Annotated in this window: 22 protein-coding genes; 13 read left to right on the forward strand and 9 right to left on the reverse strand. The window is 69.0% G+C overall.

Annotation, left to right across the window (positions count from 1 at the left end):
- Positions 1-57: 57 nt before the first annotated feature.
- The 4 genes from AC1MLT_RS09920 to serA form a co-directional block, all read right to left on the reverse strand.
- Positions 58-480 carry a gamma-butyrobetaine hydroxylase family protein gene (locus AC1MLT_RS09920; protein WP_481032123.1) on the reverse strand — a complete coding sequence of 141 codons (423 nt, stop codon included), beginning with the start codon at positions 478-480 and terminating at the stop codon, positions 58-60.
- 21 nt (positions 481-501) lie between these two features.
- The gene (locus AC1MLT_RS09925) at positions 502-981 is read right to left on the reverse strand and encodes an HIT family protein (RefSeq protein WP_481034965.1); all 480 of its coding nucleotides are present in this window, start codon (positions 979-981) and stop codon (positions 502-504) included.
- A 5-nt stretch (positions 982-986) separates the two neighbouring features.
- Positions 987-4,874 carry a DUF3683 domain-containing protein gene (locus AC1MLT_RS09930; protein WP_481032124.1) on the reverse strand — a complete coding sequence of 1,296 codons (3,888 nt, stop codon included), beginning with the start codon at positions 4,872-4,874 and terminating at the stop codon, positions 987-989.
- A 133-nt stretch (positions 4,875-5,007) separates the two neighbouring features.
- Positions 5,008-6,237: a phosphoglycerate dehydrogenase gene (gene serA / locus AC1MLT_RS09935; RefSeq protein ID WP_481032125.1), complete on the reverse strand. Its 1,230-nt coding sequence runs from the start codon at positions 6,235-6,237 to the stop codon at positions 5,008-5,010.
- A 280-nt stretch (positions 6,238-6,517) separates the two neighbouring features.
- Here serA and ugpB point away from each other — a divergent pair, with 280 nt between their 5' ends.
- From ugpB to AC1MLT_RS09965, 6 genes are all read left to right on the forward strand, one after another.
- Positions 6,518-7,831, forward strand: coding sequence for a sn-glycerol-3-phosphate ABC transporter substrate-binding protein UgpB (ugpB, locus tag AC1MLT_RS09940; protein ID WP_481032126.1), 1,314 nt, complete (start codon positions 6,518-6,520; stop codon positions 7,829-7,831).
- A 149-nt stretch (positions 7,832-7,980) separates the two neighbouring features.
- Positions 7,981-8,862, forward strand: a complete 882-nt coding sequence (ugpA, locus tag AC1MLT_RS09945; RefSeq protein ID WP_481032127.1) for a sn-glycerol-3-phosphate ABC transporter permease UgpA — start codon at positions 7,981-7,983, stop codon at positions 8,860-8,862.
- Between the two features lies 1 nt (position 8,863).
- The gene (gene ugpE, locus AC1MLT_RS09950; protein WP_481032128.1) at positions 8,864-9,715 is read left to right on the forward strand and encodes a sn-glycerol-3-phosphate ABC transporter permease UgpE; all 852 of its coding nucleotides are present in this window, start codon (positions 8,864-8,866) and stop codon (positions 9,713-9,715) included.
- A 144-nt stretch (positions 9,716-9,859) separates the two neighbouring features.
- Positions 9,860-10,867 carry a sn-glycerol-3-phosphate ABC transporter ATP-binding protein UgpC gene (ugpC, locus tag AC1MLT_RS09955; RefSeq protein ID WP_481032129.1) on the forward strand — a complete coding sequence of 336 codons (1,008 nt, stop codon included), beginning with the start codon at positions 9,860-9,862 and terminating at the stop codon, positions 10,865-10,867.
- A 58-nt stretch (positions 10,868-10,925) separates the two neighbouring features.
- Positions 10,926-11,714, forward strand: a complete 789-nt coding sequence (ugpQ, locus tag AC1MLT_RS09960) for a glycerophosphodiester phosphodiesterase (protein WP_481032130.1) — start codon at positions 10,926-10,928, stop codon at positions 11,712-11,714.
- A 37-nt stretch (positions 11,715-11,751) separates the two neighbouring features.
- On the forward strand, positions 11,752-14,331 hold the full coding sequence (locus tag AC1MLT_RS09965) for a DUF3772 domain-containing protein (RefSeq protein WP_481032131.1): 2,580 nt from the start codon (positions 11,752-11,754) through the stop codon (positions 14,329-14,331).
- Between the two features lie 53 nt (positions 14,332-14,384).
- Here the strand turns inward: AC1MLT_RS09965 and AC1MLT_RS09970 are convergent, their stop codons facing one another.
- Complete coding sequence (locus tag AC1MLT_RS09970) at positions 14,385-14,663, reverse strand: hypothetical protein (protein ID WP_481032132.1); 279 nt, start codon at positions 14,661-14,663, stop codon at positions 14,385-14,387.
- A 106-nt stretch (positions 14,664-14,769) separates the two neighbouring features.
- Between AC1MLT_RS09970 and hemA the strand changes: the two genes are divergently transcribed.
- The 5 genes from hemA to paeA all read left to right on the forward strand — a co-directional run bounded on the left by hemA (position 14,770) and on the right by paeA (position 20,093).
- Complete coding sequence (gene hemA / locus AC1MLT_RS09975; RefSeq protein ID WP_481032133.1) at positions 14,770-16,059, forward strand: glutamyl-tRNA reductase; 1,290 nt, start codon at positions 14,770-14,772, stop codon at positions 16,057-16,059.
- Between the two features lie 211 nt (positions 16,060-16,270).
- Positions 16,271-17,359, forward strand: coding sequence for a peptide chain release factor 1 (gene prfA, locus AC1MLT_RS09980; protein ID WP_481032134.1), 1,089 nt, complete (start codon positions 16,271-16,273; stop codon positions 17,357-17,359).
- Positions 17,356-18,300, forward strand: a complete 945-nt coding sequence (gene prmC / locus AC1MLT_RS09985) for a peptide chain release factor N(5)-glutamine methyltransferase (protein WP_481032135.1) — start codon at positions 17,356-17,358, stop codon at positions 18,298-18,300. The genes prfA and prmC overlap by 4 nt, the downstream gene beginning before the upstream one ends.
- A 37-nt stretch (positions 18,301-18,337) precedes the next feature.
- On the forward strand, positions 18,338-18,664 hold the full coding sequence (gene grxD, locus AC1MLT_RS09990) for a Grx4 family monothiol glutaredoxin (RefSeq protein ID WP_481032136.1): 327 nt from the start codon (positions 18,338-18,340) through the stop codon (positions 18,662-18,664).
- Positions 18,665-18,782: 118 nt separating this feature from the next.
- Positions 18,783-20,093 carry a polyamine export protein PaeA gene (paeA, locus tag AC1MLT_RS09995; RefSeq protein WP_481032137.1) on the forward strand — a complete coding sequence of 437 codons (1,311 nt, stop codon included), beginning with the start codon at positions 18,783-18,785 and terminating at the stop codon, positions 20,091-20,093.
- Positions 20,094-20,153: 60 nt separating this feature from the next.
- Here the strand turns inward: paeA and AC1MLT_RS10000 are convergent, their stop codons facing one another.
- Positions 20,154-20,801 (reverse strand): lytic transglycosylase domain-containing protein, encoded by a 648-nt coding sequence (locus tag AC1MLT_RS10000; RefSeq protein ID WP_481032138.1) that lies wholly within the window; start codon positions 20,799-20,801, stop codon positions 20,154-20,156.
- A complete protein-coding gene (locus AC1MLT_RS10005; protein ID WP_481032139.1) occupies positions 20,798-22,549 on the reverse strand; it encodes a proline--tRNA ligase in 1,752 nt (583 codons plus the stop codon). Before AC1MLT_RS10005 ends, AC1MLT_RS10000 begins: the two co-directional genes overlap by 4 nt.
- Positions 22,550-22,740: 191 nt before the next feature.
- On the opposite strand from AC1MLT_RS10005, the gene AC1MLT_RS10010 reads away from it, so the two are divergent.
- Together AC1MLT_RS10010 and AC1MLT_RS10015 are read left to right on the forward strand one after the other, a co-directional pair.
- The gene (locus AC1MLT_RS10010; protein ID WP_481032140.1) at positions 22,741-23,421 is read left to right on the forward strand and encodes an RNA pyrophosphohydrolase; all 681 of its coding nucleotides are present in this window, start codon (positions 22,741-22,743) and stop codon (positions 23,419-23,421) included.
- Between the two features lie 67 nt (positions 23,422-23,488).
- Positions 23,489-23,917 (forward strand): CNP1-like family protein, encoded by a 429-nt coding sequence (locus AC1MLT_RS10015; protein ID WP_481032141.1) that lies wholly within the window; start codon positions 23,489-23,491, stop codon positions 23,915-23,917.
- A gap of 49 nt (positions 23,918-23,966) precedes the next feature.
- Here AC1MLT_RS10015 and proB read toward each other — a convergent pair whose 3' ends face one another.
- The gene (proB, locus tag AC1MLT_RS10020; RefSeq protein ID WP_481032142.1) at positions 23,967-25,130 is read right to left on the reverse strand and encodes a glutamate 5-kinase; all 1,164 of its coding nucleotides are present in this window, start codon (positions 25,128-25,130) and stop codon (positions 23,967-23,969) included.
- Positions 25,127-26,182: an Obg family GTPase CgtA gene (gene cgtA, locus AC1MLT_RS10025; RefSeq protein ID WP_481032143.1), complete on the reverse strand. Its 1,056-nt coding sequence runs from the start codon at positions 26,180-26,182 to the stop codon at positions 25,127-25,129. The genes proB and cgtA overlap by 4 nt, the downstream gene beginning before the upstream one ends.
- Positions 26,183-26,228 lie beyond the last annotated feature (46 nt).

Consider the following 26,228-nt stretch of genomic DNA (forward strand, 5'->3'; position numbering starts at 1 on the left):
CGGCACTCAAGCCGACGACCCCGCGAGAACGGCGGACATTGACGACCGCCGCGCCCGTCAGTGGCTGCCGCAGGCGTGTCCGCCACCGCCGCCGGAAGCCGCCATCGGCGCATCGCGGTCGACGCCGGCCGCGGCCAGGCGCTGCTCGTAGCGCGCCCACAGCGCGTCCTGCTGCGAGCCGAGTTCGTAGAGCAGGGCCCACGAGAAGATGCCGCTCTCGTGGCCGTCGGTGAAGACCGGCTTGACCGCGTAGTTGCCCACCGGCTCCAGGGACAGCAGGCCGACCTGGCGCTTGCCGGTCTGCAGCACCTCCTGGCCCGGGCCGTGGCCCTGCACCTCGGCCGAGGGCGAGTACACGCGCATCAGCTCGAACGGGATGCGGAAGCTCGCGCCGTCGGAGAAGCCCACCTCCAGCACGCGCGACTGGCCGTGGACGGTGATCGATTGGGGCGTCGGTGCGCCGATGTGCAGGCCTGCCATGGGAATCCTCGGAATGTGTGTTCAGCCGTGATGGGTGAGGCGCAGATGCTCGACGAGCGTGCGTTCGAGCGCCGGCAGCAGCGCGGCGACGGCGGCCTCCCGCGCGGCATCGCGCGGGCGCCGGGCCTCGGCCCAGACGGGGGCGGGAAAGTGGCTGTCGTCCTCGAAGCGGGCGATGACGTGCCAGTGCAGGTGGGGCACCATGTTGCCGAGCGCGGCGAGGTTGATCTTGGCCGGTGCCAGGTGCTCGCGCAGCACGCGCTCGACCGTGGCCACCGCCTCCATGCAGCGGATGCGGGACTCCGCGTCCAGGTCGGAGAACTCGGCCACGTGGTCGCTCCAGACGACCCGGTAGAAGGCGGGGAACCCGGCTTCGTCGGCGTGGATGACGCGGAAGTCCGGACCCTCGAAGACCGGGCGCCCGCCGGCGGCCTCGCACAGCGGGCAGCCGGCGCGGCGCGATGCGGACGACGACGGCCGGGGCGGCGAGGTCGGCACGATGGCGCTCACACCAGCACCCGCTCGATGCCGCCGGCGTTGGCGGCGGCCACGTACTCGGGCAGCCAGTTCTCGCCCAGGATGCGGCGGGCCATCTCGACGACGATGTAGTCGGCCTCCAGCAGGCCGTTGTTCAGGTCGCCGCCATAGCGCGACAGGCCCTGCAGGCAGCTCGGGCAGCTGGTGAGGATCTTGACGTCGCCCTGCGCCGGGACCCGTCCCGTCGCGCGCAGCGCCGCCTCGCCCTTCTTCAGCTCCTCCTCCTTGCGGAAGCGGATCTGCGTCGAGATGTCCGGCCGGCTCACGCCCAGGGTGCCCGACTCGCCGCAGCAGCGGTCGTTCTTCATCACGCCGTCGCCGACCAGCGACTTGACGGTCTTCATCGGGTCCTGCAGCTTCATCGGGCTGTGGCAGGGGTCGTGGTAGAGATAGCCGCCACCGCCCGCGCCATCGATCGAATCCGCCAGCGTGATGCCCTTCTCCAGCAGGTATTCGTGGATGTCGATGATCCGGCAGCCGGGGAAGATCTTGTCGAACTGGTAGCCCTGGAGCTGGTCGTAGCAGGTGCCGCAGCTCACCACCACGGTCTTGATGTCGAGGTAGTTGAGCGTGTTGGCGACGCGGTGGAAGAGCACGCGGTTGTCGGTGATCATCTTCTCGGCCTTGTCGAACTGGCCGCTGCCGCGCTGCGGATAGCCGCAGCACAGATAGCCCGGCGGCAGCACGGTCTGCACGCCGGCGCGCCAGAGCATCGCCTGCGTCGCCAGGCCGACCTGCGAGAACAGGCGTTCCGAGCCGCACCCCGGGAAGTAGAAGACCGCCTCGGTCTCGGCGCTGGTGGCCCTGGGGTCGCGGATGATCGGCACGTAGTCGGCATCCTCGATGTCGAGCAGCGCGCGCGCCGTCTGCTTGGGCAGGCCGCCGGGCATCTTCTTGTTGATGAAGTGGATCACCTGCTCCTTGAGCGGAGCCGGGCCGAGCGTGGCCGGCGGCAGGGCCGTCTGCTTCTTCGCCGGCAGGCGGAGGAAGTCGTGGGCCAGGCGCTGGGCCTTGAAGCCGATGTCCACCATGCCCACGCGCATCGCCTTGATGGTCGACGGGTTGGTGGCGTTGAGGAACATCATGGCCGCCGCGTTGCCGGGGCGGAAGCTCTTCTGGCCCATCTTGCGCAGCAGGTTGCGCATGTTCATGGAGACGTCGCCGAAGTCGATCTTCACCGGGCATGGCGTCAGGCACTTGTGGCAGACCGTGCAATGGTCGGCCACGTCCTCGAACTCCTCCCAGTGCCGCAGGCTGACGCCGCGCCGGGTCTGTTCCTCGTACAGGAAGGCCTCGACCAGCAGCGAGGTGGCGAGGATCTTGTTGCGCGGGCTGTAGAGCAGGTTGGCGCGCGGCACGTGGGTGGCGCACACCGGCTTGCACTTGCCGCAGCGCAGGCAGTCCTTGACCGAATCGGCGATGGCGCCGATGTCGCTCTGCTGCATGATCAGCGACTCGTGGCCCATCAGGCCGAAGCTGGGCGTGTAGGCGTGCGTCAGGTCGGCCTGCAGGCCGTGCGAGGCCTGGCCGTCGCGCAGCAGCTTGCCCTTGTTGAAGCGCCCCTCCGGGTCGACGCGCTGCTTGTATTCGGTGAACGGCCGCAGCTCGTCGTCGGACAGGAATTCGAGCTTGGTGATGCCGATGCCGTGCTCGCCGGAGATCACGCCGTCGAGCGAGCGCGCCAGCGCCATGATGCGCACCACCGCCGCGTGGGCGGTCTGCAGCATCTCGTAGTTGTCGCTGTTGACCGGCAGGTTGGTGTGGACGTTGCCGTCGCCCGCGTGCATGTGCAGCGCGACCCACACGCGGCCCTTGAGCACGCGCTGGTGGATGGCGGCGCACTCGTCCAGGATCGGCGCGAACTCGGCGCCGGAGAAGATCTGCTGCAGCGGCGCGCGGATCTGCGTCTTCCAGCTCGCGCGCAGCGAGTGGTCCTGCAGCCGCGCGAACAGCGCATCGACGTCGCGCAGCCAGCCGCTCCACGTCGCGCGCACCTCGCGCACCAGCGCCAGGGCCTGCGCGACGCGATCCTCCAGCAGCTCGGCCGGCGGGATGTCGTGGGCATCGTCGGTCTTGCCCAGGGGCAGGTTGCCGCGCGCGAGGAATTCCTCCAGCGCATCGGCGAAGGCGATCTTGTTCTGCAGCGACAGCTCGATGTTGATGCGCTCGATGCCATCGGTGTACTCGGCCATGCGCGGCAGCGGGATCACCACGTCCTCGTTGATCTTGAAGGCGTTGGTGTGGCGGCTGATGGCGGCCGTGCGCTTGCGGTCGAGCCAGAACTTCTTGCGCGCCTCGGGGCTGATGGCGACGAAGCCCTCGCCGCTGCGCGAATTGGCGATGCGCACCACCTCCGAGGTGGCGCGCGCCACAGCATCGGCGTCGTCGCCGGCGATGTCGCCGAACAGCACCATCTTCGGCAGCCCGCCGTGCTTCTTCGACTTGGTGGCATAGCCGACCGCCTTGAGGTAGCGGTCGTCCAGGTGCTCCAGGCCGGCGAGCAGCACGCCCGAGCGCTTCTGCTCGGCGAACATGAAATCCTTGATCTCGACGATGCTGGGCACCGCGTCCTTGGCGTTGCCGAAGAATTCGAGGCACACCGTGCGCGTGTGCGAGGGCATGCGATGGACGATCCAGCGGCAGCTGGTGATCAGGCCGTCGCAGCCCTCCTTCTGGATGCCCGGCAGGCCGGAGAGGAACTTGTCCGTGACGTCCTTGCCCAGGCCCTCCTTGCGGAAGGTGCGGCCGGGGATCTCCAGCCGCTCGGCGCGCAGCTTCGTCGTCCCGTCGGCGGCGAAGTACTGCAGCTCGAAGACGGCCGACTCGGCATCGTGGATCTTGCCGAGGTTGTGGCCGATGCGCGTGACCTCCAGCCACTCGGCCTGCGGCGTCACCATGCGCCAGGACGCCAGGTTGTCCAGCGCCGTGCCCCACAGCACGGCCTTCTTGCCGCCGGCGTTCATGGCGACGTTGCCGCCCACGCAGGAGGCCTCGGCCGAGGTCGGGTCGACCGCGAACACGTAGCCCGCGCGCTCGGCGGCATCGGCCACGCGCTGGGTGACCACGCCGGCGCCGGTCCAGATGGTGGGTACCGGCGCATCGAGACCCGGCAGCGCGACCAGCTCCACCTCGGTCATGGCCTCCAGCTTCTCGGTGTTGATGACCGCGCTGTTCCAGGTCAGCGGGATCGCGCCGCCGGTGTAGCCGGTGCCGCCGCCGCGCGGGATGATCGTCAGGCCCAGCTCGATGCAGCCCTTGACCAGCAATGCCATCTCGGCCTCGGTGTCCGGGCACAGCACGACGAAGGGGTACTCCACGCGCCAGTCGGTGGCATCGGTCACGTGCGCCACGCGCGACAGGCCGTCGAACTTGATGTTGTCCTTGGCCGTGAGCCGGCGGAACGCGCGCGTCGCCTTGCGCCGCAGGGCGGCGACGTCGCGGAACATGGCATCGAAGTCGGCGATGGCGCGCGCCACCAGCGTCGACAGCTCGCCCACCAGCGCGTCGCGCTGGGCGTCGAGTTCCGGCGTGCGGCGCTTGCCGACCTCGCCCAGCCGATGGTTCAGCGCCTCGACCAGCTGGCCGCGCCGGCGCGGGTTGTCCAGCAGGTCGTCGACCAGGTAGGGATTGCGCTGCACCACCCAGATGTCGCCTAGCACCTCGTAGAGCATGCGCGCCGAGCGGCCCGTGCGGCGCTCGTCGCGCAGCGACTGCAGCAGCGTCCAGCCGCGCTCGCCCAGGAGGCGCATCACGATCTCCCGGTCGGAGAAGCTGGTGTAGTTGTAGGGGATCTCGCGAAGTCGCGCGGGCTCTGCGGCCTGCGACAACAACGCCGTCAGCGCGGTGGGTGCATTCATCGGGGAAATGGCCTCGGCCGGGCGCTGCGCACCCGCTTGCCGGGGCGGGGATTTTAGGTCAGCCCGGTCGTTCGCATGCCGGCAGGGTCAACCCCCCGCGCCGGCGCGCCGCCGGCGCCGGGCCCGGCTCCCGCTAGAACAGCACCCGGCTGCGGATCGTCCCCGACACCGCCGCGAGCTTCTCCAGCGCCAGGTCCGAGGACGCCGCGTCGATGTCGATCACGACATAGCCCACCTTCTCGTCGGTCTGCAGGTACTGCGAGGCGATGTTGATGTGGTTCTCGGAGAAGATGCGGTTGATCTCCGACAGCACGCCCGGCACGTTCTGGTGGATGTGCAGCAGCCGGTGCTTGCCCGGGTGCGCCGGCAGCGCCACCTCGGGGAAGTTGACCGAGGAGATCGAGGTGCCGTTGTCGCTGTACTTGACCAGCTTCTCGGCCACCTCGCCGCCGATGTTGGCCTGCGCCTCCATCGTCGAGCCACCCACGTGCGGCGTCAGGATCACGTTGTCGAGGCCGCGCAGGGGGGAGACGAACTCCTCGTTGTTGCTGCCCGGCTCGACCGGGAACACGTCGATCGCCGCGCCCCAGAGCTTCTTGGCCTTGAGCGCCGCGGCCAGGGCGTCGATGTCGACCACCTTGCCGCGCGCCGCGTTGATCAGGATGCCGCCGGGCTTCATGGCGGCGATCTCGTCGGGGCCGATCATCCATTGCGTCGAGGGCAGCTCGGGCACGTGCAGCGTCACGATGTCGCTCTGGGCCAGCAGGTCGTGCAGGCGTTGCACCTGGCGCGCGTTGCCCAGCGGCAGCTTGTTGACCACGTCGTAGAACGCGACATGCATGCCCAGGGACTCGGCCAGCACCGACAGCTGCGTGCCGATGGAGCCATAGCCCACGATGCCCAGTGTCTTGCCACGCGCCTCGTGCGAGTGGGTGGCCGACTTCAGCCAGCCGCCCCGGTGCGCCAGCGCGTTCTTCTCCGGCACGCCGCGCAGCAGCAGGATGGCTTCGGCCAGCACCAGTTCGGCCACCGAGCGGGTATTGGAATAAGGCGCGTTGAACACCGCCACGCCGCGCTCGCGCGCCGCCGCCAGGTCGACCTGGTTGGTGCCGATGCAGAAGCAGCCCACGGCCACCAGCTTGGGCGCCGCGGCCAGCACGTCGGCCGTCAGCTGGCTCTGCGAGCGGATGCCGAGGAAATGCACGTCGGCCAGCTTGGCCTTGAGCTCCTCGCCCTGCAGCGCCTTGGGCAGGGTCTCGATCTGCGAATAGCCCGCGCCGCGCAGCACCTCCACGGCCGAGGGATGGATGCCCTCCAGCAACAGGAACCGGATCTTGCTTTTGTCGAGTGAGGTCTTGGTCATGGCGCGTGCCGCTGCTGCGGCTGGTACGCCCCGGTGCGGACCCGGTCGGATCCGGTGCGGGGCCAGCGGAATGCTGGGGAAAAGGGAGGACGATGCTAGCATGGTGCATTGCAGCAAGCAGCTTGTTCGCCGTGGCGCCAGGAGGGTTTCCCCCCTTGGAGAAAACACCGTCCGGCGGCACAAACCGGGGTCGCCGCCGTGTCACGAGCACGGTCTAGCATGCGCGCCTTCCGCGTTCCGGCGCACCCACCCGCGCTTTTCCCTTCAGGAGTCCTCCCTCATGCGATTCAAGACGCTCGCCCTGTGCACGGCACTGGCGGCCACCACCCTCGCCGGCACGGCCCAGGCCCAGACCGAGATCCAGTGGTGGCACTCGATGACCGCCGTCAACAACGAATGGGTCAACGACCTGGCCAAGCAGTTCAACGAAAGCCAGAAGGACTACAAGATCGTCCCGACCTACAAGGGCCAGTACGAGGAGTCGATGACGGCCGCGGTTGCCGCCTTCCGCGCCGGCAACGCGCCGGACATCCTGCAGGTGTTCGAGGTCGGCACCGCCACCATGATGGCCAGCAAGGGCGCCATCGTGCCGGTGGGCAAGGTGATGAAGGACGCCGGCGAGAAGTTCGATCCGGCGGCCTACATCCCCGCCGTCGCCGGCTACTACACGGCACCCAACGGGCAGATGCTCAGCTTCCCCTTCAACAGCTCGACCACGGTCTTTTACTTCAACAAGGACGCCTTCAAGGCGGCCGGCCTGCCCACCGACAAGGCGCCCTCGACCTGGCCGGAGGTGGTCTCCGCCGCCGCCAAGCTCAAGGCCAGCGGCCACAAGTGCCCGTTCACGACGGCCTGGCAGAACTGGACCCAGGTCGAGAGCTTCTCGGCCTGGCACAACGTCGAGTTCGCCAGCAAGAGCAACGGCCTGGCCGGCCTCGACGCGCGCCTGAAGGTCGACTCGCCACTGCACCTGCGCCATGTCGAGAACCTCGCGAGCATGGTCAAGCAGGGCCTGTTCATCTACAAGGGACGCTCCAACATCCCCGAGGCCTCGTTCATCTCCGGCGAGTGCGCCATGATCAACACGTCCTCGGGCTTCTACGGCAACGTCGCCAAGAACGCCAAGTTCGGCTATGGCGTCGCGCCCCTGCCCTACTACCCCGACGTCCCCGGCGCGCCGCAGAACACCGTCATCGGTGGCGCCAGCCTGTGGGTGATGTCGGGCAAGACACCCGAGAAGTACAAGGGCGTCGCCAAGTTCTTCAGCTTCATCTCGACGCCCGAAGTGCAGTCCGCCAGCCACAAGCGCACCGGCTACCTGCCGGTCACCACGGCGGCCTACAAGCTGACCGAGGACTCGGGCTTCTACAAGCAGAACCCCGGCACCGACGTCGCCGTGACGCAGATGATCCGCAAGGTGACCGACAAGAGCCGCGGCATCCGCCTGGGCAACTACGTGCAGATCCGCGCCATCGAGGACGAGGAACTCGAGCAGGTCTGGAACGGCAAGAAGACCGCCAAGGAGGCGCTCGACGCCATCGTCAAGCGCGGCAACGAGCAGCTCGAGCGCTTCCAGAAGGCCAACAAGGGCTGACACGACACCCCCATCTTCCTGAACGCCAAGGCGGCGCGACGACCAGGGATACCGAGGAGCCGGCTTCGCCGGGCCTCAGGTATCGTCCCCTGCAAGGGGGTTGGCGAAAGCGACACGCGGTGCACGAAGACCGGGGGTGGGTTTGAATCATGGAAAAACGAGTCTTCTTCCGTTCCGGCGGCCTGCCATGGCTGCTGCTCGCGCCACAGATGCTGGTCATCCTGGTGTTCTTCTTCTGGCCGGCCGGCCAGGCCCTCTACCAGTCGCTGCAGCAGCAGGACCCCTTCGGGACCTCGATCGAGTTCGTGGGCCTGGACAACTTCCGCCAGCTGTTCGCCGATCCGGGCTATGTCGAATCGTTCAAGACCACGGCGCTGTTCTCCGTGCTGGTCGCGGGCATCGGCATCTCGCTGTCGCTGATGCTGGCCGTCTTCGCCGACCGCATCACGCGCGGCGGCACTTTCTACAAGACCATGCTGATCCTGCCCTACGCGGTGGCGCCGGCGGTGGCGGCGGTGCTGTGGGTGTTCATGTTCTCGCCCTCGCTGGGCGTGGTGGCCTATGCGCTGGGCAAGCTCGGCATCGACTGGAACCACCTCATGAACTCCGGCCACGCCATGACGCTGATCGTGATGGCGGCGATCTGGAAGCAGCTCTCCTACAACTTCCTGTTCTTCCTCGCCGGCCTGCAGTCGATCCCGCGCTCGCTGATCGAGGCCGCCGCGATCGACGGCGCGCGCCCGTGGCGCCGCTTCTGGACGGTTCAGTTCCCGCTGCTGTCGCCCACCACCTTCTTCCTGCTGGTCATCAACGTCGTCTATGCCTTCTTCGACACCTTCGCGATCGTCGATGCCGCCACCCACGGCGGACCGGGCACGGACACCGCCATCCTGGTCTACAAGGTCTACTACGACGGCTTCAAGGCCATGGACCTGGGGGGTTCGGCCGCGCAGTCGGTGGTGCTGATGGGCATCGTGGTGGTCCTCACCGTCATCCAGTTCCGCTACGTCGAGAAGAAAGTGAATTACTGACATGGTCGAGAAACGCGGCACCCAGGGCATCCTGGCGCACGTGATCGTGATGCTGGGCGTGCTGATCGTCGCCTTCCCGCTCTACCTGGCGTTCGTGGCGTCCACCCACACCGCGCAGGAGATCGTGCAGGCGCCCATGCCCCTGCTGCCGGGGTCGCACATGCGCGAGAGCTACACGGCGGCGCTGTTCGGACGCGAGAGCAGCGTCGGCTCCAACGCGCCGGTGGCGCACATGATGTGGGTCAGCCTGGTGACGGCGCTGGTCATCGCCATCGGCAAGATCACGATCTCGCTGCTGTCGGCCTTCGCCATCGTCTACTTCCGCTTCCCGTTCAGGAAGACGGTGTTCTGGGCCATCTTCGTGACGCTGATGCTGCCGGTGGAGGTGCGCATCCTGCCCACCTACGAGGTGCTGGCCAACCTGCACATGCTCAACACCTACGCCGGCCTCACGGTGCCGCTGATCGCCTCGGCGACGGCGACCTTCCTGCTGCGCCAGTTCTTCCTGACGGTGCCCGAGGAGCTGACCGAGGCCTCGCGCATGGATGGCGCGAGCCCGATGCGCTTCTTCTTCGATGTCCTGCTGCCGCTGTCGAAGACCTCGATCGCGGCGCTGTTCGTGATCCAGTTCATCTATGGCTGGAACCAGTATCTCTGGCCCCTGATCGCCACCACCGGCGAGGACATGTACCCGGTCGTGGTGGGCATCAAGCGCATGATCGCCGGCGGCGACGGCCAGAACGAATGGAACGTCGTGATGGCCACCGCCATCCTGGCGATGCTGCCTCCCGCCCTGGTGGTGGTGCTGATGCAGAAGTGGTTCGTCAAGGGACTCGTGGATACCGAGAAGTAGGCTCGCCCCCAGGCTGCGCGCACTTCGTGTCGCTTCGCCTCCCCCCTACCGGGGGCAATACCTGCGGCCCGGCGGAGCCGGTTCCGCGGTATTTCTGGCATTTGAGATTCAGGGCTCCTCTTGCGGGGCCATCAACGGAAAAAAATGGCTGCTCTTTCGTTTCGCAATGTCATCAAGCGCTATGGCGCAGGGCCGAAGGCCAATCAGGTCATCCATGGGGTGAGCGCGGAGATCGGGGATCGGGAATTCGTCGTCATCGTCGGGCCGTCGGGCTGCGGCAAGTCGACGCTGCTGCGCATGGTCGCCGGACTGGAGGAGGTCTCGGCCGGCGAGATCGCCATCGGCGGTCGGGTCGTCAACACGCTCGAGCCCTCGGAACGCGACATCGCGATGGTGTTCCAGAACTACGCGCTCTATCCGCACATGACGGTCTTCGACAACATGGCCTACGGGCTGAAGATCGCCAAGGTGCCGCGGGACGAGATCAAGACGCGCGTGGACAAGGCCGCGCGCATCCTCGAACTCGGCGCCCTGCTCGCGCGCAAGCCGCGCGAGCTCTCCGGCGGCCAGCGCCAGCGCGTGGCGATGGGACGCGCGATCGTGCGCCAGCCGCAGGTCTTCCTGTTCGACGAACCGCTGTCCAACCTCGACGCCAAGCTGCGCGCGCAGACCCGCATCGAGATCCAGAAGCTGCATCGCGAGCTCGGCATCACCTCGCTGTTCGTCACGCACGACCAGGTCGAGGCGATGACGCTGGCGCAGCGCATCATCGTCATGAACGGCGGCGTCATGGACCAGTTCGGCACGCCCGAGGAGGTCTACAACCGCCCCGCCACGACCTTCGTCGCCAGCTTCATCGGCTCGCCGCCGATGAACCTGCTGCGCCACGCGCCGGGCGTGCGGCCGGGACAGATCCTGGGCGTGCGGCCGGAACACCTGAAGCTCGACCCGGCCGGCTGGGTGGTGCAGGTCGAGTACGTCGAGCTGCTGGGCGCCGAGCGCCTGGTGTATGGCCACATCGGCGAGGAGCCGGTGATCGTGCGCATCGACGAGGCCGAGACGCCGCCGCGCGCGGGCGACACCGTGCACGTGGGCGCGCCGCCCGAGCGGCTGCATGCCTTCGACGCCGGTTCGGGCAAACGCGTCGACTGAGCGGCACGGACGCGCCAGCCCCCGACCAGGACCTCCATCGACCCGGGACCTCCCTGCCATGACCTCCACCGTGCCACCGACCACGGCTCCCGCCGCCAGTTCCACCCTGGGCGCGGACTGGCCCTATCCGCGCTGGATCGCGCATCGCGGCGCCGGCCGCCTCGCGCCCGAGAACACGCTGGTGGCGTTCCGCGCCGGCGCCGCCCATGGCTTTCGCATGTTCGAGTGCGACGTGAAGCTCAGCGCCGACGGCGTGCCCTTCCTGCTGCACGACAGCACCCTGGAGCGCACCACCGATGGCCATGGCGATGCCGGGAACCTCGACTGGCACCGGTTGTCGCAGCTCGATGCCGGCGGCTGGCATTCGCGCGCCCATGCCGGCGAGCCCCTGGCGCGGCTGGAGAACGTCGCGCGCTTCTGCCTGCGCAACGGCCATCACCTGAACATCGAGATCAAGCCCGTGCCCGGCACCGAGCGCCGCACCGGCGAGGTGGTGGCGCGGCAGGCCGCGCAGCTCTGGGCCGGCCAGCCGGTGCCACCGCTGCTCACCTCGTTCCAGCCCAAGTCGCTCGAGGGGGCGCGCCACGGCGCCCCGGAGCTGCCTCGCGGCCTGCTGCTCGACACCCTGCCCGAGGGCTGGCTCGAGGAGGCGCTGCGGCTGGGCTGCGTCGCCGTCGTCTGCCACCAGGCGCTGTGGGACACGCGGACGGTGGCGCTCGCGCGCGACGCCGGCCTGCGCATGCTGAGCTACACCGTGAACGACGAATGGGCCGCGCAACGGCTGATCGCGCTCGGCACGGACGGCGTCATCACCGACCGCGTCGATCTCTTCGCTCCGGCAAGCTAGGGGCCTTCTCCCCGCTTCTCCCGCTTCTCCGCCGCCGATGAGACCGATCCTCCGCACGCCCGCCTTCCTCGCCCTCCTCCTCTGGCTGACCCTCGCCCTGGGTGGGCCGGCCATGGCGCAGCAGCCGTCGCCATCGACGCAGCAGCAACAGCAGCAGCAATCGGCGGCGAGCTCCGCCGCCGGCGATCCCGACGCCGCCGACGCGCCCCAGATCACCGTGCCCGCGCTGCGCAAGCGGCTCGACCAGGTGCCCGAGACCGTCGAGGACAGCGCGGAAGTGCCGCGTCTGATCAGCGAGACGCAGGACATCGTCGCGCAGGCGCAGCGTTTCGTGGCCTCGCGCGACGGCCAATTGGCCGACCTGAACGCGCGCCTGGGCGAACTCGGCGCGGCGCCGGCCGCCGGCGCCTCCGAGGCGCCGGACATCACGCGCCAGCGCGCCACCCTGGAGAAGGAACGCAACACGCTCGATGCCGACATCCGCCTGGCGCGCCTGGTCGCCGTGGATGCCCAGCAACGCACCGCCGACCTGCAGGCGCGGCGCCGCGCGCTGTTCGAGGCGCGCGTCCTGGAGCGTGTCGAGTCGCCACTGGGAGCGGCCTTCTGGCGCCGCATCGTGGCCGCCTGGCCGGCCGACCAGGCACGCCTGCGGGCGCTGGGCGACGACATCCGCACCGGGCTGGGCAGCGCCTGGGACGAGCGCGGCCGCAGCCGGTTCATCGCCTCGTTCGCCGGCGCGCTGCTCCTGATCGTGCTGGGCAGCTGGGCCGCCGAGCATGGGCTGATCAAGCTGGCGGTGCGCGTCTTCCCGGTCGGGCGGCTGCGCCGCTCGCTGCTGGCCGTCGCCACCGTCACCTCCACCACCCTCATCACCGCGCTGGGGACCGAATGGGCCTGGCAGACATTGCTGCGCCAGGGCGACTGGTCGCCCGTGGCGCAGGGCCTGGGCGATTCGGCGACCCGGTTCGCCGCCTTCATCGGTTTCGTCATCGGCCTGGGCCGCGCCCTCCTGGCCAACCATCGCACGAGCTGGCGCCTGCCGCCGATGTCCGATGCCATCGCCTCGCGCCTGGCCCCGCTGCCGTGGGTCATGGCCGGCGTCGCCACGCTGATCTGGCTGGTCACGCAGGTCAACACCGCCGTCGCGGCGAGCCTGGCGGCGGTGGTGGCCACGCATGCGCTGACCGCGCTCGCGCTGGCGGCGCTGTCGGCCTGGATGCTGCTGCGGCTGCGGCTGCGCACGTCGAGCGTCGTCGATGCCGCCGGCGGCGCGACGCCCTCAGCGGGCAAGTCCGGCAAGTCCGGCGCCCCGGAGCCGGCGGACGACCGCTCCGAAGCCGGCGTCCCTCCCATCGAGAGTGCCGCCGTGGCGGCCGGCCGGCCGCTCTGGGTCGGCATCGTCACCGGCGTGATGACCGCCCTGCTGATCGCGATCTGCGTGCTGGTCGCGCTGGGCTTCGTCTCGCTCGCGAGCTTCGTGGCCAGCCAGCTCACCTGGGCCGGCATCGTCGCCGCCGCGGCCTACCTGCTGTTCAAGTTCGCCGACGACCTGTTCATGGCCCTGCTGTCGTCGCGCGGCAGCGCCGGCCAGCGCCTGCACAAGAGCTTCAACATCGCGCCGCACACGCTCGACCAGGCCGCCGTGGTGCTGTCGGCGGTCAGCCGCGTCACGCTCTTCTTCTACCTGGTGATCGCCTTGCTGGCGCCGCTGGGCACCACGCCCGACGAGCTGTTCCAGCGCAGCGGCACCATCGGCGCCAGCCTGAAGGTCGGCCAGTTCGAACTCGTGCCCGGCGCGCTGCTGGGCGCCTTCGCGGTGCTGGTGGGGGGCTTCGTCGCCATGCGCGTGGCGCGCTACTGGCTCGACAACAGCTACCTGCCGACGACCACGCTCGAGCCCGGCATGCGCAGTTCGCTGCTGACCCTGCTGGGCTACGTCGGCGGGGCGGTGGTGATCGGCTCGGCGCTGTCGGCGCTGGGCCTGGGCATCGAACGCATCGCATGGGTGGCCAGCGCGCTGTCGGTGGGCATCGGTTTCGGTCTGCAGGCGATCGTGCAGAACTTCATCTCCGGGCTGATCCTGCTGGCCGAGCGGCCCGTGAAGGTGGGCGACTGGGTGGTGCTGGGCAATGCCGAGGGCGACGTGCGGCGCATCAACGTGCGCGCCACCGAGATCCAGCTGGGCGATCGCTCGACCCTGATCGTGCCCAACTCGGAGTTCATCACCAAGACCGTGCGCAACATGACGCTGGTCAACGCCGAGGGCCGGGTGCTGATCCGCCTGCCGATGCCGCTCACCACCGACGCCCACCAGGCGCGCGAGGTGCTGCTCGCGGCCTGCGTCGAGCACCAGGGCGTGCTGGAGACGCCCGCGCCATCGGTCTCGCTCGACGGCATCGAGGGTGGCTTCCTGATCTTCCAGGTGATCGCCTACGTGGCCAGTCCCCGTCTGGCCGGAGGCGTGCGCAGCGAACTGCTCTTCACGATGCTCGACCAGCTGCGCCAGCGCGACCTGCCGCTGGCCGCCTATGCCGCCGCGCCGGCGCCGACGTCGGCGCCGGTGGTGCCGGCCTCGGCCTCCAGCCCGCTGCCCCCGCCCTCCACTCCGGCCGCCTGAACCAGAGCAAGAGCCAGAGCCGGAGCCGGAGGGCGGGAACGCGACCCGGCCGCTCAGTTCCTCCAGCCGCGCGCGGCGGCCCACTGCACGCTGCCGCACACCAGGACCAGGGCGACATAGCTGGCCATCCGCCCGTCGCGGCCGAACAGCCCCAGGCCGATCGCCAGCACCGCCACCCCGGCCGCGAAGTTGAGCGCGACCTGCATCCAGAACCCCGGCGCCGCCGCGTCGCGGCGTAGCATCCAGCGCCCGGCCAGCGCCAGCACCGGCGCCAGGAACAGCGCCGGCGCGACGAAGTTCGACAGGGCATCGAGGAGCTGGAGAAAAGACATGGCGGGAATCCCCGGGAGTGAAAAAGAGTTGCATTCCGCAGGCCCCGAGCGGGACATGCGCCAGCCATGCGGCCAGGGGCGGCGACAAATTTTATAATCGGGGACTATGTCAGTCTGGGCCCTCGGCTTGAACCACACGACCGCGCCGCTCGATCTGCGCGGTCGTTTCGCGTTCGCGGTCGACCAGATCCCGCCGACCCTCAACAGCCTGCGCCAGTCCTTCGGCTCCGGCCGCCACCCCGAGGTCGAGGCGGCGATCATCTCCACCTGCAACCGCACCGAGATCTACTGGGTCTCCGACCACCAGGCCGCGCTCGACCACACGGTCGGCTGGCTGGCCGACAGCGGTGGCGTCAGCCGCGACGTGCTGCGCTCGCACACCTACACCCTGCACGACGACGCCGTCGCGCGCCATGCCTTCCGCGTCGCCAGCGGACTCGACTCGATGGTGCTGGGCGAGGCGCAGATCCTGGGCCAGATGAAGGATGCCGTGCGCGCCGCCGAGACCGCCGGCGCGCTGGGCAGCACGCTCAACCAGCTGTTCCAGCGTTCCTTCGCCGTCGCCAAGGAGGTGCGCACCGCCACCGAGATCGGAGCGCACTCGATCAGCATGGCCGCCGCCGCGGTGCGCCTGGCCGGCCAGTTGTTCGAGGATCTGCGCGAGACCCGCATCCTGTTCGTCGGCGCGGGCGAGATGATCGAGCTGGCCGCGACGCACTTCGCCGCCCGCCAGCCGAAATCGATCACCATCGCCAACCGCACCCCCGAGCGTGGCGAGCAGCTCGCCGCGCGCTTCGGCGGCCAGGCGATGCGGCTGGCCGACCTGCCCGCGCGGCTGGGCGACTTCGACATCGTCGTCAGCTGCACCGCCAGCACGCTGCCGCTGATCGGCCTGGGCGCGGTCGAGCGGGCCCTGCGGCAACGCCGGCACCGTCCGATGTTCATGGTCGACCTGGCGGTGCCGCGCGACATCGAATCCGAGGTCAAGGACCTGGAGGACGTCTATCTCTACACCGTCGACGACCTCGCCGCCGTGGTGCAGCAGGGCCAGGCCAGCCGGCAGGCGGCGGTGGCGCAGGCCGAGGTCATCATCGACGCCGGCGTCGCGAGCTTCATGCACTGGCTCGGCCAGCGCGACACGGTACCGCTGATCCGCCAGCTCAATGCCCAGACCGAGGAATGGCGCGCGCTCGAACTGGCCCGCGCCCGCAAGCTGCTGGCCAAGGGCGAGCCGGTCGAGGCCGTGCTCGAGGCCCTGGCGCGCGGCCTGACGCAGAAGATGCTGCATGGCGCCATGGCCGAGCTCCATGCCGGCGACGCCGAGTCGCGCGAGCAGACCGCGCACACCATCTCGCGCCTGTTCCTGCGCGGCGACGCCGCGCGCAAAGAGCGTTAGCGACGCTCTCTCCCTCCAGCGCCTGCGGTTCGCGCCGGGCGCCGGGGCAGCGGGATGGCCGCCGATCCGTGAGCCAGCCGCATGGTCCGGAACCCACGCCATCCCCGCGAGCGCTTCCGGTGCCGCCATGGGCCCGCGAGCCCGCCGATCCGCACTCCGACGCCCGTTCCAACCGCCCGCCTTTCCTGTTCCCTGTCTTCCGAGGTCCGCCGTGAAACCCTTCCTCCGCCACCAGCTCGAGCGTTATGTCCAGCGACTGGGCGAACTCGACTTCCTGCTCTCGCGCGAGGACATCATGGCCGACATGGCGCAATACCGCGCCATCTCGCGCGAGCATGCCGAAGTCACGCAGATCGCCGGGCGCCATGCCCGCTTCGTGCAGCGCGAAGCCGATCTGGCGGGCGCGCGCGAGATGCTCGCCGACCCCGAGATGGCCGAGATGGCGCGCGAGGAGGTCACCGCCGCCGAGGCCGACCTGCTGCGGCTCGAGGACGAACTGCAGCGCCTGCTGCTGCCCAAGGACCCGGACGACGCGCGCAATGCCTTCCTGGAGATCCGCGCCGGCACCGGCGGCGACGAATCGGCGCTGTTCGCGGGCGACCTGCTGCGCATGTACACGCGCCATTGCGAACGCGCCGGCTGGCGCTGCGAGATCGTCAGCGAGAGCCCGAGCGAGCTCGGCGGCTTCAAGGAGGTCGTGATCCGGGTCGTCGGCGACGATGTCTTCGGCCAGCTGCGCTTCGAGTCCGGCGGCCATCGCGTGCAGCGCGTGCCGGCCACCGAGACGCAGGGCCGCATCCACACCAGCGCCTGCACCGTCGCCGCGCTGGCCGAGCCCGACGAGGCGGTCGCCGTGCAGATCAATCCGGCCGACCTGCGCATCGACACCTATCGCGCCAGCGGCGCCGGCGGGCAGCACATCAACAAGACCGATTCGGCGGTCCGCATCACGCACCTGCCGACCGGCATCGTGGCCGAGTGCCAGGACGATCGCAGCCAGCACCGCAACAAGGCCAAGGCGCTGCAGGTGCTGTCGGCCCGCATCCAGGACAAGGACCGCAGCGAGCGCGCCGCCAAGGATGCCGCCCTGCGCAAGGGCCTGGTGGGCAGCGGCGACCGCAGCGACCGCATCCGCACCTACAACTTCCCGCAGGGCCGCCTCACCGACCACCGCATCAACCTGACGCTCTACAAGCTGCAGTCGATCATGGAGGGCGACCTCGGCGACGTCCTGGCCGCCCTGCGCGGCGCGCGCGAGGCCGAACAGCTGGCCGACCTGGAAGCGAGCCTGCCGGCATGAGCATCGTGCCGGACGGCTCGCCGACGCCCGCCGCGACCCTCGCGCGCGCCCTGCGCGACGCGGCGGCCTGCGGACTCGACCGGCTCGACGCCCAGCTGCTGCTGCTGCACGCGCTCGGACGACCCGCGCATGACCGCGCCTGGCTGCTGGCCCACGACGACGACGCATTGCCCGAGGCGGCCGGCGCATGCTTCGCGCGGCACGTCGCGCGCCGCGTCGCCGGCGAACCCGTGGCCTACCTGCTCGGCGAGAAGGAATTCCACGGCCTCGCCCTGCGGGTCGATGCCCGCGTGCTGGTGCCACGCCCGGACACCGAGACCCTGGTCGAATGGGCATTGGAGATCCTGCGGCGATCCTCCCCCGCGGCCGCCGATGCGCCGCCGCGCGTGCTCGACCTCGGCACCGGCAGCGGCGCCATCGCGCTGGCCCTGCAGCAGGCCCGGCCCGATGCTGATGTCGATGCCGTCGACGCCAGTGCCGGCGCGCTCGACGTGGCGCGCGGCAACGCACTGCGCCTGGGGCTGCCGGTGCGGTTCCGGCAGGCCGACTGGTTGGAGGGCGCGCCGTCCGCGTGCTACGACCTGATCGTCTCCAATCCGCCCTACATCGCAGCCGGCGATCCGCATCTGCCGGCGCTGGCGCACGAACCGGCGGCGGCGCTGGTGGCCGGTGCCGACGGGCTCGACGACCTGCGCCGCATCGTGGCCGACGCCCCGGCCCATCTGCGCGGCGATGGCTGGCTGCTGCTCGAGCATGGCCACGACCAGGCCGTCGCGGTGCGTGCCCTGCTGGCCGCGCATGGGTTCTCCGCAGTGGCCAGTCGCCTGGATCTCGCCGGCATCGAACGCTGCTCCGGGGGCCGGCTGACCATGCCGCGCGGGCTTCCCGGCCAGCGGGATTTGGCATGCGACGCCGGCGCCCCCGGCGCCACGGTGAAATAATCCCCGCAGTCCTTTTTTCCTCCTCAGGAGCGCTCCCATGCCCGATTCCAAGCAACGCATCGACGACCTCGTCAAGACCAACGACATCGTGCTCTTCATGAAGGGCAACGCCAGCTTCCCCATGTGCGGCTTCTCCGGCCGCGCCATCCAGATCCTCAAGGCCATCGGCGTCGACACCAGGTCGCTCAAGACGGTCAACGTGCTCGACGACGCCGAGATCCGCCAGGGCATCAAGGAATACAGCAACTGGCCCACCATCCCCCAGCTCTACGTCAAGGGCGAGTTCATCGGCGGCTCGGACATCATGATGGAGATGTACGAGTCGGGCGAGCTGCAGCAGGTCGTCGCCGGCGGCGCCGTCTGATCCTGATGGGTCGCCCGGCGGATGCCGGGGCCCGGAGCGACCGGCGGCACCACCGCGCCGTGCCGGCTCGCGCAAATTCTCAGTCATCCGCGCATCCTCCGGACTCACACTCGCTGCCATGAGCCTGATCCAGAGCCTGCTGCTCATCCTGGCGCTGATCGTCACCAGCGCCTTCTTCTCCCTGGCCGAGATCACGCTGGCGGCCTCGCGTCGCCTGCGCCTGCGCCAGATGGCCGACGAGGGCGATGCGCGCGCCGAGCGGGTGCTGCGCGTGCAGGAGCAGCCGGGCCACTACTTCACCGTCGTGCAGATCGGCCTCAACGCGGTGGCCATCCTCGGCGGCGTGGTCGGCGAAGGTGCCCTGAGTCCCTACTTCGCCCGGCTCTTCACCCTGTGGCTGAGTCCGGAGACCGCCGCCGGCGCGGCCTTCGCCGCATCCTTCGTCACCATCATCTCGGTCTTCCTGGTCTTCGCCGACCTGTTCCCCAAGCGCCTGGGCATGAGCGAGCCCGAGCGGCTGGCGGTGCGCATGGTGGGGCCGATGCAGGTCCTCATCACCACCTTCAAGCCCTTGGTGTGGCTCTTCACGCGCAGCACCGACGGCCTGTTCAAGCTGATGGGCCTGCCATTGCATCGCGTCGAGCAGATCACCTCGGCCGACATCCTGGCCATGACCGAGGCCGGTGCCCGAGCGGGCGTGCTGGCGCTGCGCGAGCAGCAGGTCATCGCCAATGTCTTCGAGCTCGACACGCGGCTGGTCAGCAGCGTCATGACGCCGCGCGAACGCGTCGCCTGGTTCTTCGACGACGATCCCGAATCGGTACTGCGCGCGCGCATCGTGGCCGAGCCGTTCTCCGCCTACCCGGTGTGCGATGGCGACATCGACCATGTGCTGGGCTATGTCGATGCCAAGGACATGTTCCAGCGCGTGCTCAGCGGCCAGCCGCTGGCGCTCGACCAGGGCGTGCCGCTGCACAAGGCACTGGTGGTGCCCGACCGGCTCTCCCTCACCGAGGTGCTGGAGCAGTTCAGGCAGGCGCGCGAGGACTTCGCCATTGTCGTCAACGAATACAGCCTGGTGGTCGGCGTGATCACGCTGAACGACGTGATGAGCACCGTGATGGGCGATCTGGTCGGCCCGCAGGACGAGGAGCCGCAGATTGTGCGGCGCGACGATCAGTCCTGGCTGATCGATGGCGTGACGCCGATCCAGGATGTGCTGCGGGCGCTGGACATCGACGCCCTGCCCCATCCCGACGAGTACGAGACGCTGGCGGGCTTCCTGATGACGATGCTGCGGCGCGTCCCCAAGCGCACCGACAGCGTGACCTGCGCGGGTCACACCTTCGAGGTGATGGACGTGGACAGCCACCGGATCGACCAGGTCATGGTCACCCGGCTCGACCCCAGGCCGGTCCACTCCGCGTAGCGGCGCCTCCTCTCGCAGGGGCGACACCGGTGGCCCCTGCAGGGTGGCCCACGCGGTGTCTCAGGCGTCGGCGCGGTCCCTGAAGAGCCAGAGGCGCTGGTTGGCGAAGACGGCCTCGGGATAGGGCGCGCGGCCACGGCTGCCGTTGTAGCGTCCGAGGGTCAGGAAGAGATCGCCGCGCTCGCGGTCGAGGTAGTGGCGCAGGATCACGCAACCGAAGCGCAGGTTGGTCTGCATGTGGAACAGCTTGGCCGGGTCGGCGTCGCCGATCACGCGGGTCCAGAACGGCATCACCTGCATGTAGCCGCGCGCGCCGGCGCTGGAGACGGCGAACTTGCGGAAGTTGCTCTCGACCTGCACCAGCCCCAGTACCAGGCTCACGTCGAGCCCGGCGCGCCTGGCCTCGTACCAGACGGTCCGGAGGAATTCGATGCGCGTGGCCGCGTCGGGCAGCCGGTTCTTGAGCCGCTGGCTCATCTCGCCGAGCCAGCGCAGGTGGGCGAGCCGGGCCTCGGTGCTGGCGAATTCCGGGATCGGCGGCGCCTTGTTGTGGACCGCCGAACTCAATGCCGTGCGCACCGAATCGATCAGGGGCTCCTCGACCTGCGCGCCGGCGCGCGCCGGCGTCGGCAGTGTCAGCAGCCAGGGCGCCACGGCCGCGACGGCCGCGCCGCCCAGACACTGGCGCCGCGACAGCCGCAGGCTCATCGTGGCGTCGCGAGCCGTTGCTCGATGAAGCTTGCGATGGCGGCGGCCGGCACCTTGGTGGCCACCGTGTCGCGCCGACCCTGGTACTCGACCTCGCCCTCCTTGAGTCCGCGGTCGGAGAGCACCACGCGATGCGGCACGCCGATGAGTTCCCAGTCGGCGAACATCGCGCCCGGCCGCTCCCCGCGATCGTCGAGCAACACGTCGACACCGGCCGCCAGCAACTGCTCGTGGAGCGACTCGGCGGCGGCCTTGACCTCGGCGCTGCGGTCCATGCCGATCGGGCAGATCACCACGGTGAAGGGCGCGATGGCATCGGGCCAGACGATGCCGCGCTCGTCGTGGTTCTGCTCGATGGCCGCAGCCGGCAGCCGCGTGATGCCGATGCCATAGCAGCCCATCTCCAGGAACTGCGGCTTGCCACCCTCGTCGAGGAAGGTGGCGCCCATGGGCTTGCTGTACTTGGTGCCGAGGTAGAACACGTGGCCGACCTCGATGCCGCGCTCGATCGCCAGAGCGCCCCGGCCGTCGGGCGAGGCATCGCCGGCGACGACATTGCGGATGTCCGCCACCTGGTCCGGCTCGGGCAGATCGCGGCCCCAGTTGACGCCGGTGAGGTGGAAGTCGGGCGCGTTGGCGCCGCAGATCCAGTCGGCCATGACGGCGACGTCGCGGTCGGCCACCACCTTGACCGGCCGGGCGAGACCGATCGGGCCCAGATAGCCGGGCCGGCAGCCGAAGTGGTCCTCGATCTCCGTCGTGGTCGCGAAGCGGAAGCCGCGGTCGAGACCGGCGAGCTTGCCGACCTTGATCTCGTTCATGTCGTGGTCGCCACGCAGCAGCAGCAGCCAGATCTGCGCGCCGGCCACGTTGCCGGCGGCGTCGAGCGTGTCGGTGGCCAGCACCAGCGACTTCACCGTGGTCGCGAGCGGCACGCCCAGCAGTTCGGCGACGTCGGCGCACGTGCTCTTTCCGGGCGTGGGCGTCTTCGCGAGCGATCGCGTGGCCGCGCGGCGCGGTTCGCCCGGCGCGAGCGCCTCGGCCTTTTCCATGTTCGCGGCGTAGTCGCTGTCGGGGCAGTAGACGATGGCGTCCTCGCCGGTCGCGGCGATGACCTGGAATTCCTCGCTCAGATCGCCACCGATCGCGCCGCTGTCGGCCGCCACGGCGCGATAGCGCAGTCCGAAGCGGTCGAAGATGCGACGGTAGGCCTGGGCCATGACCTGGTAGCTCGCCTTGGCGGCATCGGGACTGCGATCGAAGCTGTAGGCATCCTTCATGACGAATTCGCGGCCGCGCATCAGGCCGAAGCGCGGCCGGCGCTCGTCGCGGAATTTGGTCTGGATCTGATAGAAATTCTTCGGCAACTGCTTGTAGCTGCGGAATTCCTGGCGCGCGATGTCGGTGACGACTTCCTCGCTGGTGGGCTGCACGATGAAGTCGCGATCGTGCCGGTCCTTGATGCGCAGCAGCTCCGGGCCCATCGCCTCGAAGCGGCCGGTCTCCTGCCACGGTTCGGCCGGCTGGATCACGGGCATGGTGAGCTCGACGGCACCGGCGCGATTCATCTCCTCGCGCACGATGGCCTCGACCTTGCGGATCACCCGCAGGCCCATGGGCATGTAGGTGTAGATGCCGGCGCCCAGCTTCTTGATCATGCCGGCGCGCATCATGAGGCGATGGCTCGCCACCTCGGCATCGGCCGGCGCTTCCTTCAGGGTGGAGACAAAGAAACGGGAAGCTTTCATCGATCGCGTTCGGAAAAGAAGAGGAAGAAGAGCGTCGTCGCGACCGGACCCCGGGGCCGGCGGCCGGGTGGCGGGAGCCGACCATCCCAGACCGCACCGACAGCGCGACGGTGGGTTCACTGCCGACATGACGAACCCTGAATGTGGTCCGGCATGCATAATCAATGCAGTTTAAAAATTGGGGTTTGATTATGCTCGACCGGGACGGCTTCAGGCCCAACGTCGGCATCATCCTGCTCAACCAGAGAAACCAGGTTTTCTGGGGCAAACGCATCCGCACCCACTCCTGGCAGTTTCCGCAAGGCGGCATCGACCGCGGCGAGAGTCCCGAGCAAGCCATGTTCCGGGAACTGCATGAGGAGGTGGGGCTCCACCCGGAGCACGTGCGGATCATGGCCCGTACCCGCGACTGGTTGCGCTACGAGGTGCCGGACCGATTCATCCGACGCGACGCACGTGGCCATTACAAGGGCCAGAAGCAGATCTGGTATCTGCTCCAGCTGGTCGGCCACGACTGGGATCTCAACCTGCGCGCGACCGACCATCCGGAATTCGATGCCTGGCGCTGGCACGACTACTGGGTGCCGCTCGACGTGGTGGTCGAGTTCAAGCGTGGGGTCTACGAGATGGCCTTGACCGAACTGTCGCGCTACCTGCCGCGTCAGGACTTCCGCAACCGCTTCCTGCGCAGCAATGCCCGTGTCAGGGAATTCGATCGCTCGGCCTCCACGAACGGCCTGGATCCCCATTTCGACCTGCCTCCGGGCGCCACCTTCGACCCGGACCCCAATGCAAGCCTTCCTGCCTCCGCCAGCGACGTCCCGCCTTTCGCCACCTCTGCCGAGATCCCCGGAACCCCGCGCGAGCGCTAGGGCCCGTCGTCTGGCGACCCTGCTGGCCGTCTGCCTGTCGTGCGCGGCCGGTGGCGCGTCGGCACAGGTGTTCGGCGATGCCGAATGGAAGGAGAGCCCCGCGCCCCCGCCCCCGACGCTCAATGTCGAGGGCTTGGTGGCGATCGGCATGCCGGGCTACATGACGCTGAAGTTCGGCATCGATCCCGCCACGATCGTCGTGACCGGCGATGGTGTGGTGCGCTATGTGGTCGTGGCGCGCAATCCCTCGGGTGGCGCGGTGAATGCCTTCTACGAAGGCGTGCGCTGCGCCACGGAACAGATGAAGAGCTATGCGCGCTCGAGCGGCGGACCGTGGGAGATGGCCACCGATGCGCAATGGAAGTCGTTCCGGACCATGAACTCGAGCTACACGAAGGCGATCGCGCAGCAGGCCCTGTGCCAGGGCGGTGCGCCGCGCCAGTCGGTGGGCGAGATGATCAGCCGCCTGAAGAATCCGATCCGCGAGACCGAGTGAGCGCGTCCCGTCGCCACCATCGACTGGCTGGCGATCGGGGACGTCCGACTCAACGCGAAGCGGCTTCCCTCGCCAGCGTCATCAGCACCATGTTGTCGCGGTGCACCATCTCCGGCTCCGCCGAGTAGCCCAGCAGGCGCTCGAACTCGGTCGAGGGCTTGCGACACAGCAACCGGGCCTCGGCGCTCGAGTAGTTCGCCAGGCCACGGGCCAGCTCGCTGCCCTGCGCATCGCGCACCGCGATCACGTCGCCGCGCGAGAACTCGCCCTCGACGCCGGTCATGCCGATCGGCAGCAGGCTCTTGCCCTCGGCACGCACCTTCTCGGCCGCGCCCCCATCGACCGTCACGGAACCGCGCAGCTGCAGGTGGTCGGCCATCCAGCGCTTGCGCGCCTGATATTTGGCGGTCTGCGCCACCAGCAGCGTACCGATCGCCTCGCCACGCATCAGTCGCAGGAGGGCATCCGGCTCGCGCCCCCAGGCGATGACGGTCGATGCCCCCGAGCCGGCGGCACGCTTGGCCGCCAGGATCTTGGTGATCATCCCGCCGCTGCCGATGGCCGAGCCGACACCACCGGCCATCGCCTCCAGCGCCGGATCGCCCGCCATGGCCTCGTGCACGAAACGGGCATCGGGATCGCGCCTCGGATCGGCGGTGAACAGGCCCTTCTGGTCGGTCAGGATGACCAGCGCATCGGCTTCCACCAGGTTGGCGACCAGCGCGCCCAGGGTGTCGTTGTCACCGAACTTGATCTCGTCGTTGACGACCGTGTCGTTCTCGTTGATGACGGGCACCACGCCGAGCTTGAGGAGGGTCAAGAGGGTCGACCGCGCATTCAGATAGCGCTCGCGATCGGCCAGGTCGGCATGCGTGAGCAGCACCTGGGCGCTGCCGGCGCCATGCTCGCGCAGCTTGGTCTCGTAGATGTGCGCGAGACCCATCTGCCCGACGGCGGCGGCGGCCTGGAGCTCGTTGATCTCTTTGGGACGGACGCGCCAACCCAGGCGCTTCATGCCCTCGGCGATGGCGCCGCTCGAGACCATCACCACCTCGCGACCGTCGCGCATCAGTGCGCCGAGCTGGCGACACCATTCGCCGATGGCGACGTCGTCGAGCCCCCGCCCCTCGTTGGTGACCAGGCTGGAGCCGACCTTGACGACGATGCGCCGCGCATGGCGCAGCGTCGTGGAGAGGTTCTGCGGAGCGTTCATGTGAAACGCGGATCGATGTCGACGGGTGGCTGCTCGGCCGTCTGCTGCGCCTTCACGTGCTGGTAGATGGCCTGCACCAGCGGCTCGCAGCCTTCGCGCGTCAATGCGGAGATCTCGAAGACCGGGCCCTTGAAACGCATGCGCTTGACGAAGTCCTTGACGCGTGCGGCGCGTTCGTCGTCGGGGACCATGTCGAGCTTGTTGAGCACCAGCCAGCGTGGCTTGGCATGCAGGCCGGCGTCGTACTTCTTGAGTTCGCCGACGATAGCCTTGGCCTGGGCCACCGGATCCACGCCTTCGTCGAACGGCGCGATGTCGATCACGTGCAGCAGCAATCGCGTGCGCTGCAGGTGGCGAAGGAACAGATGGCCGAGTCCGGCGCCCTCGGACGCGCCCTCGATCAGTCCCGGCAGGTCGGCGACGACGAAGCTCTGCTCCGGCCCGACCCGCACCACGCCCAGGTTCGGATGCAGCGTGGTGAAGGGATAGTCGGCGATGCGTGGCCGGGCATTGGAGATGGCGCTGATCAGCGTCGACTTGCCGGCATTGGGCATGCCCAGCAGGCCGACGTCGGCCAGCACCTTCAGTTCGAGCTTGAGACTCTTCTTGTCGCCCGGCCAGCCAGGCGTCTTCTGGCGTGGCGCACGATTGATGGCGCTCTTGAAGCGCATGTTGCCGAAACCGCCATCGCCACCCTTGGCGATCATGACCATCTCGCCGGGCACCAGCAGCTCGTAGAGCACCTCGCCGGTCTCGGCATCGCTCACGATCGTGCCGACCGGCATCTTGAGCACCACGTCGTCGCCCGCGGCGCCGAACATGTCCGAGCCCATGCCGTGCTGGCCGCGCTTGGCTTCGTGGCGCCGTGAATAGCGGAAGTCGACCAAGGTGTTGAGATTGATGTCGGCCACGGCGAACACATGGCCGCCACGACCACCATCCCCACCGTTGGGACCGCCGAACTCCTTGTACTTCTCATGGCGGAACGACACGCAGCCGTTGCCGCCATCGCCCGCGGCGATGTCGATGAAGGCTTCGTCGACGAACTTCATGATGGACTCAGTCTACAAATGGATGCCGCGACGGAACGCGGCGGAA

The organism is Variovorax sp. PEI5 (genome assembly GCF_056679935.1).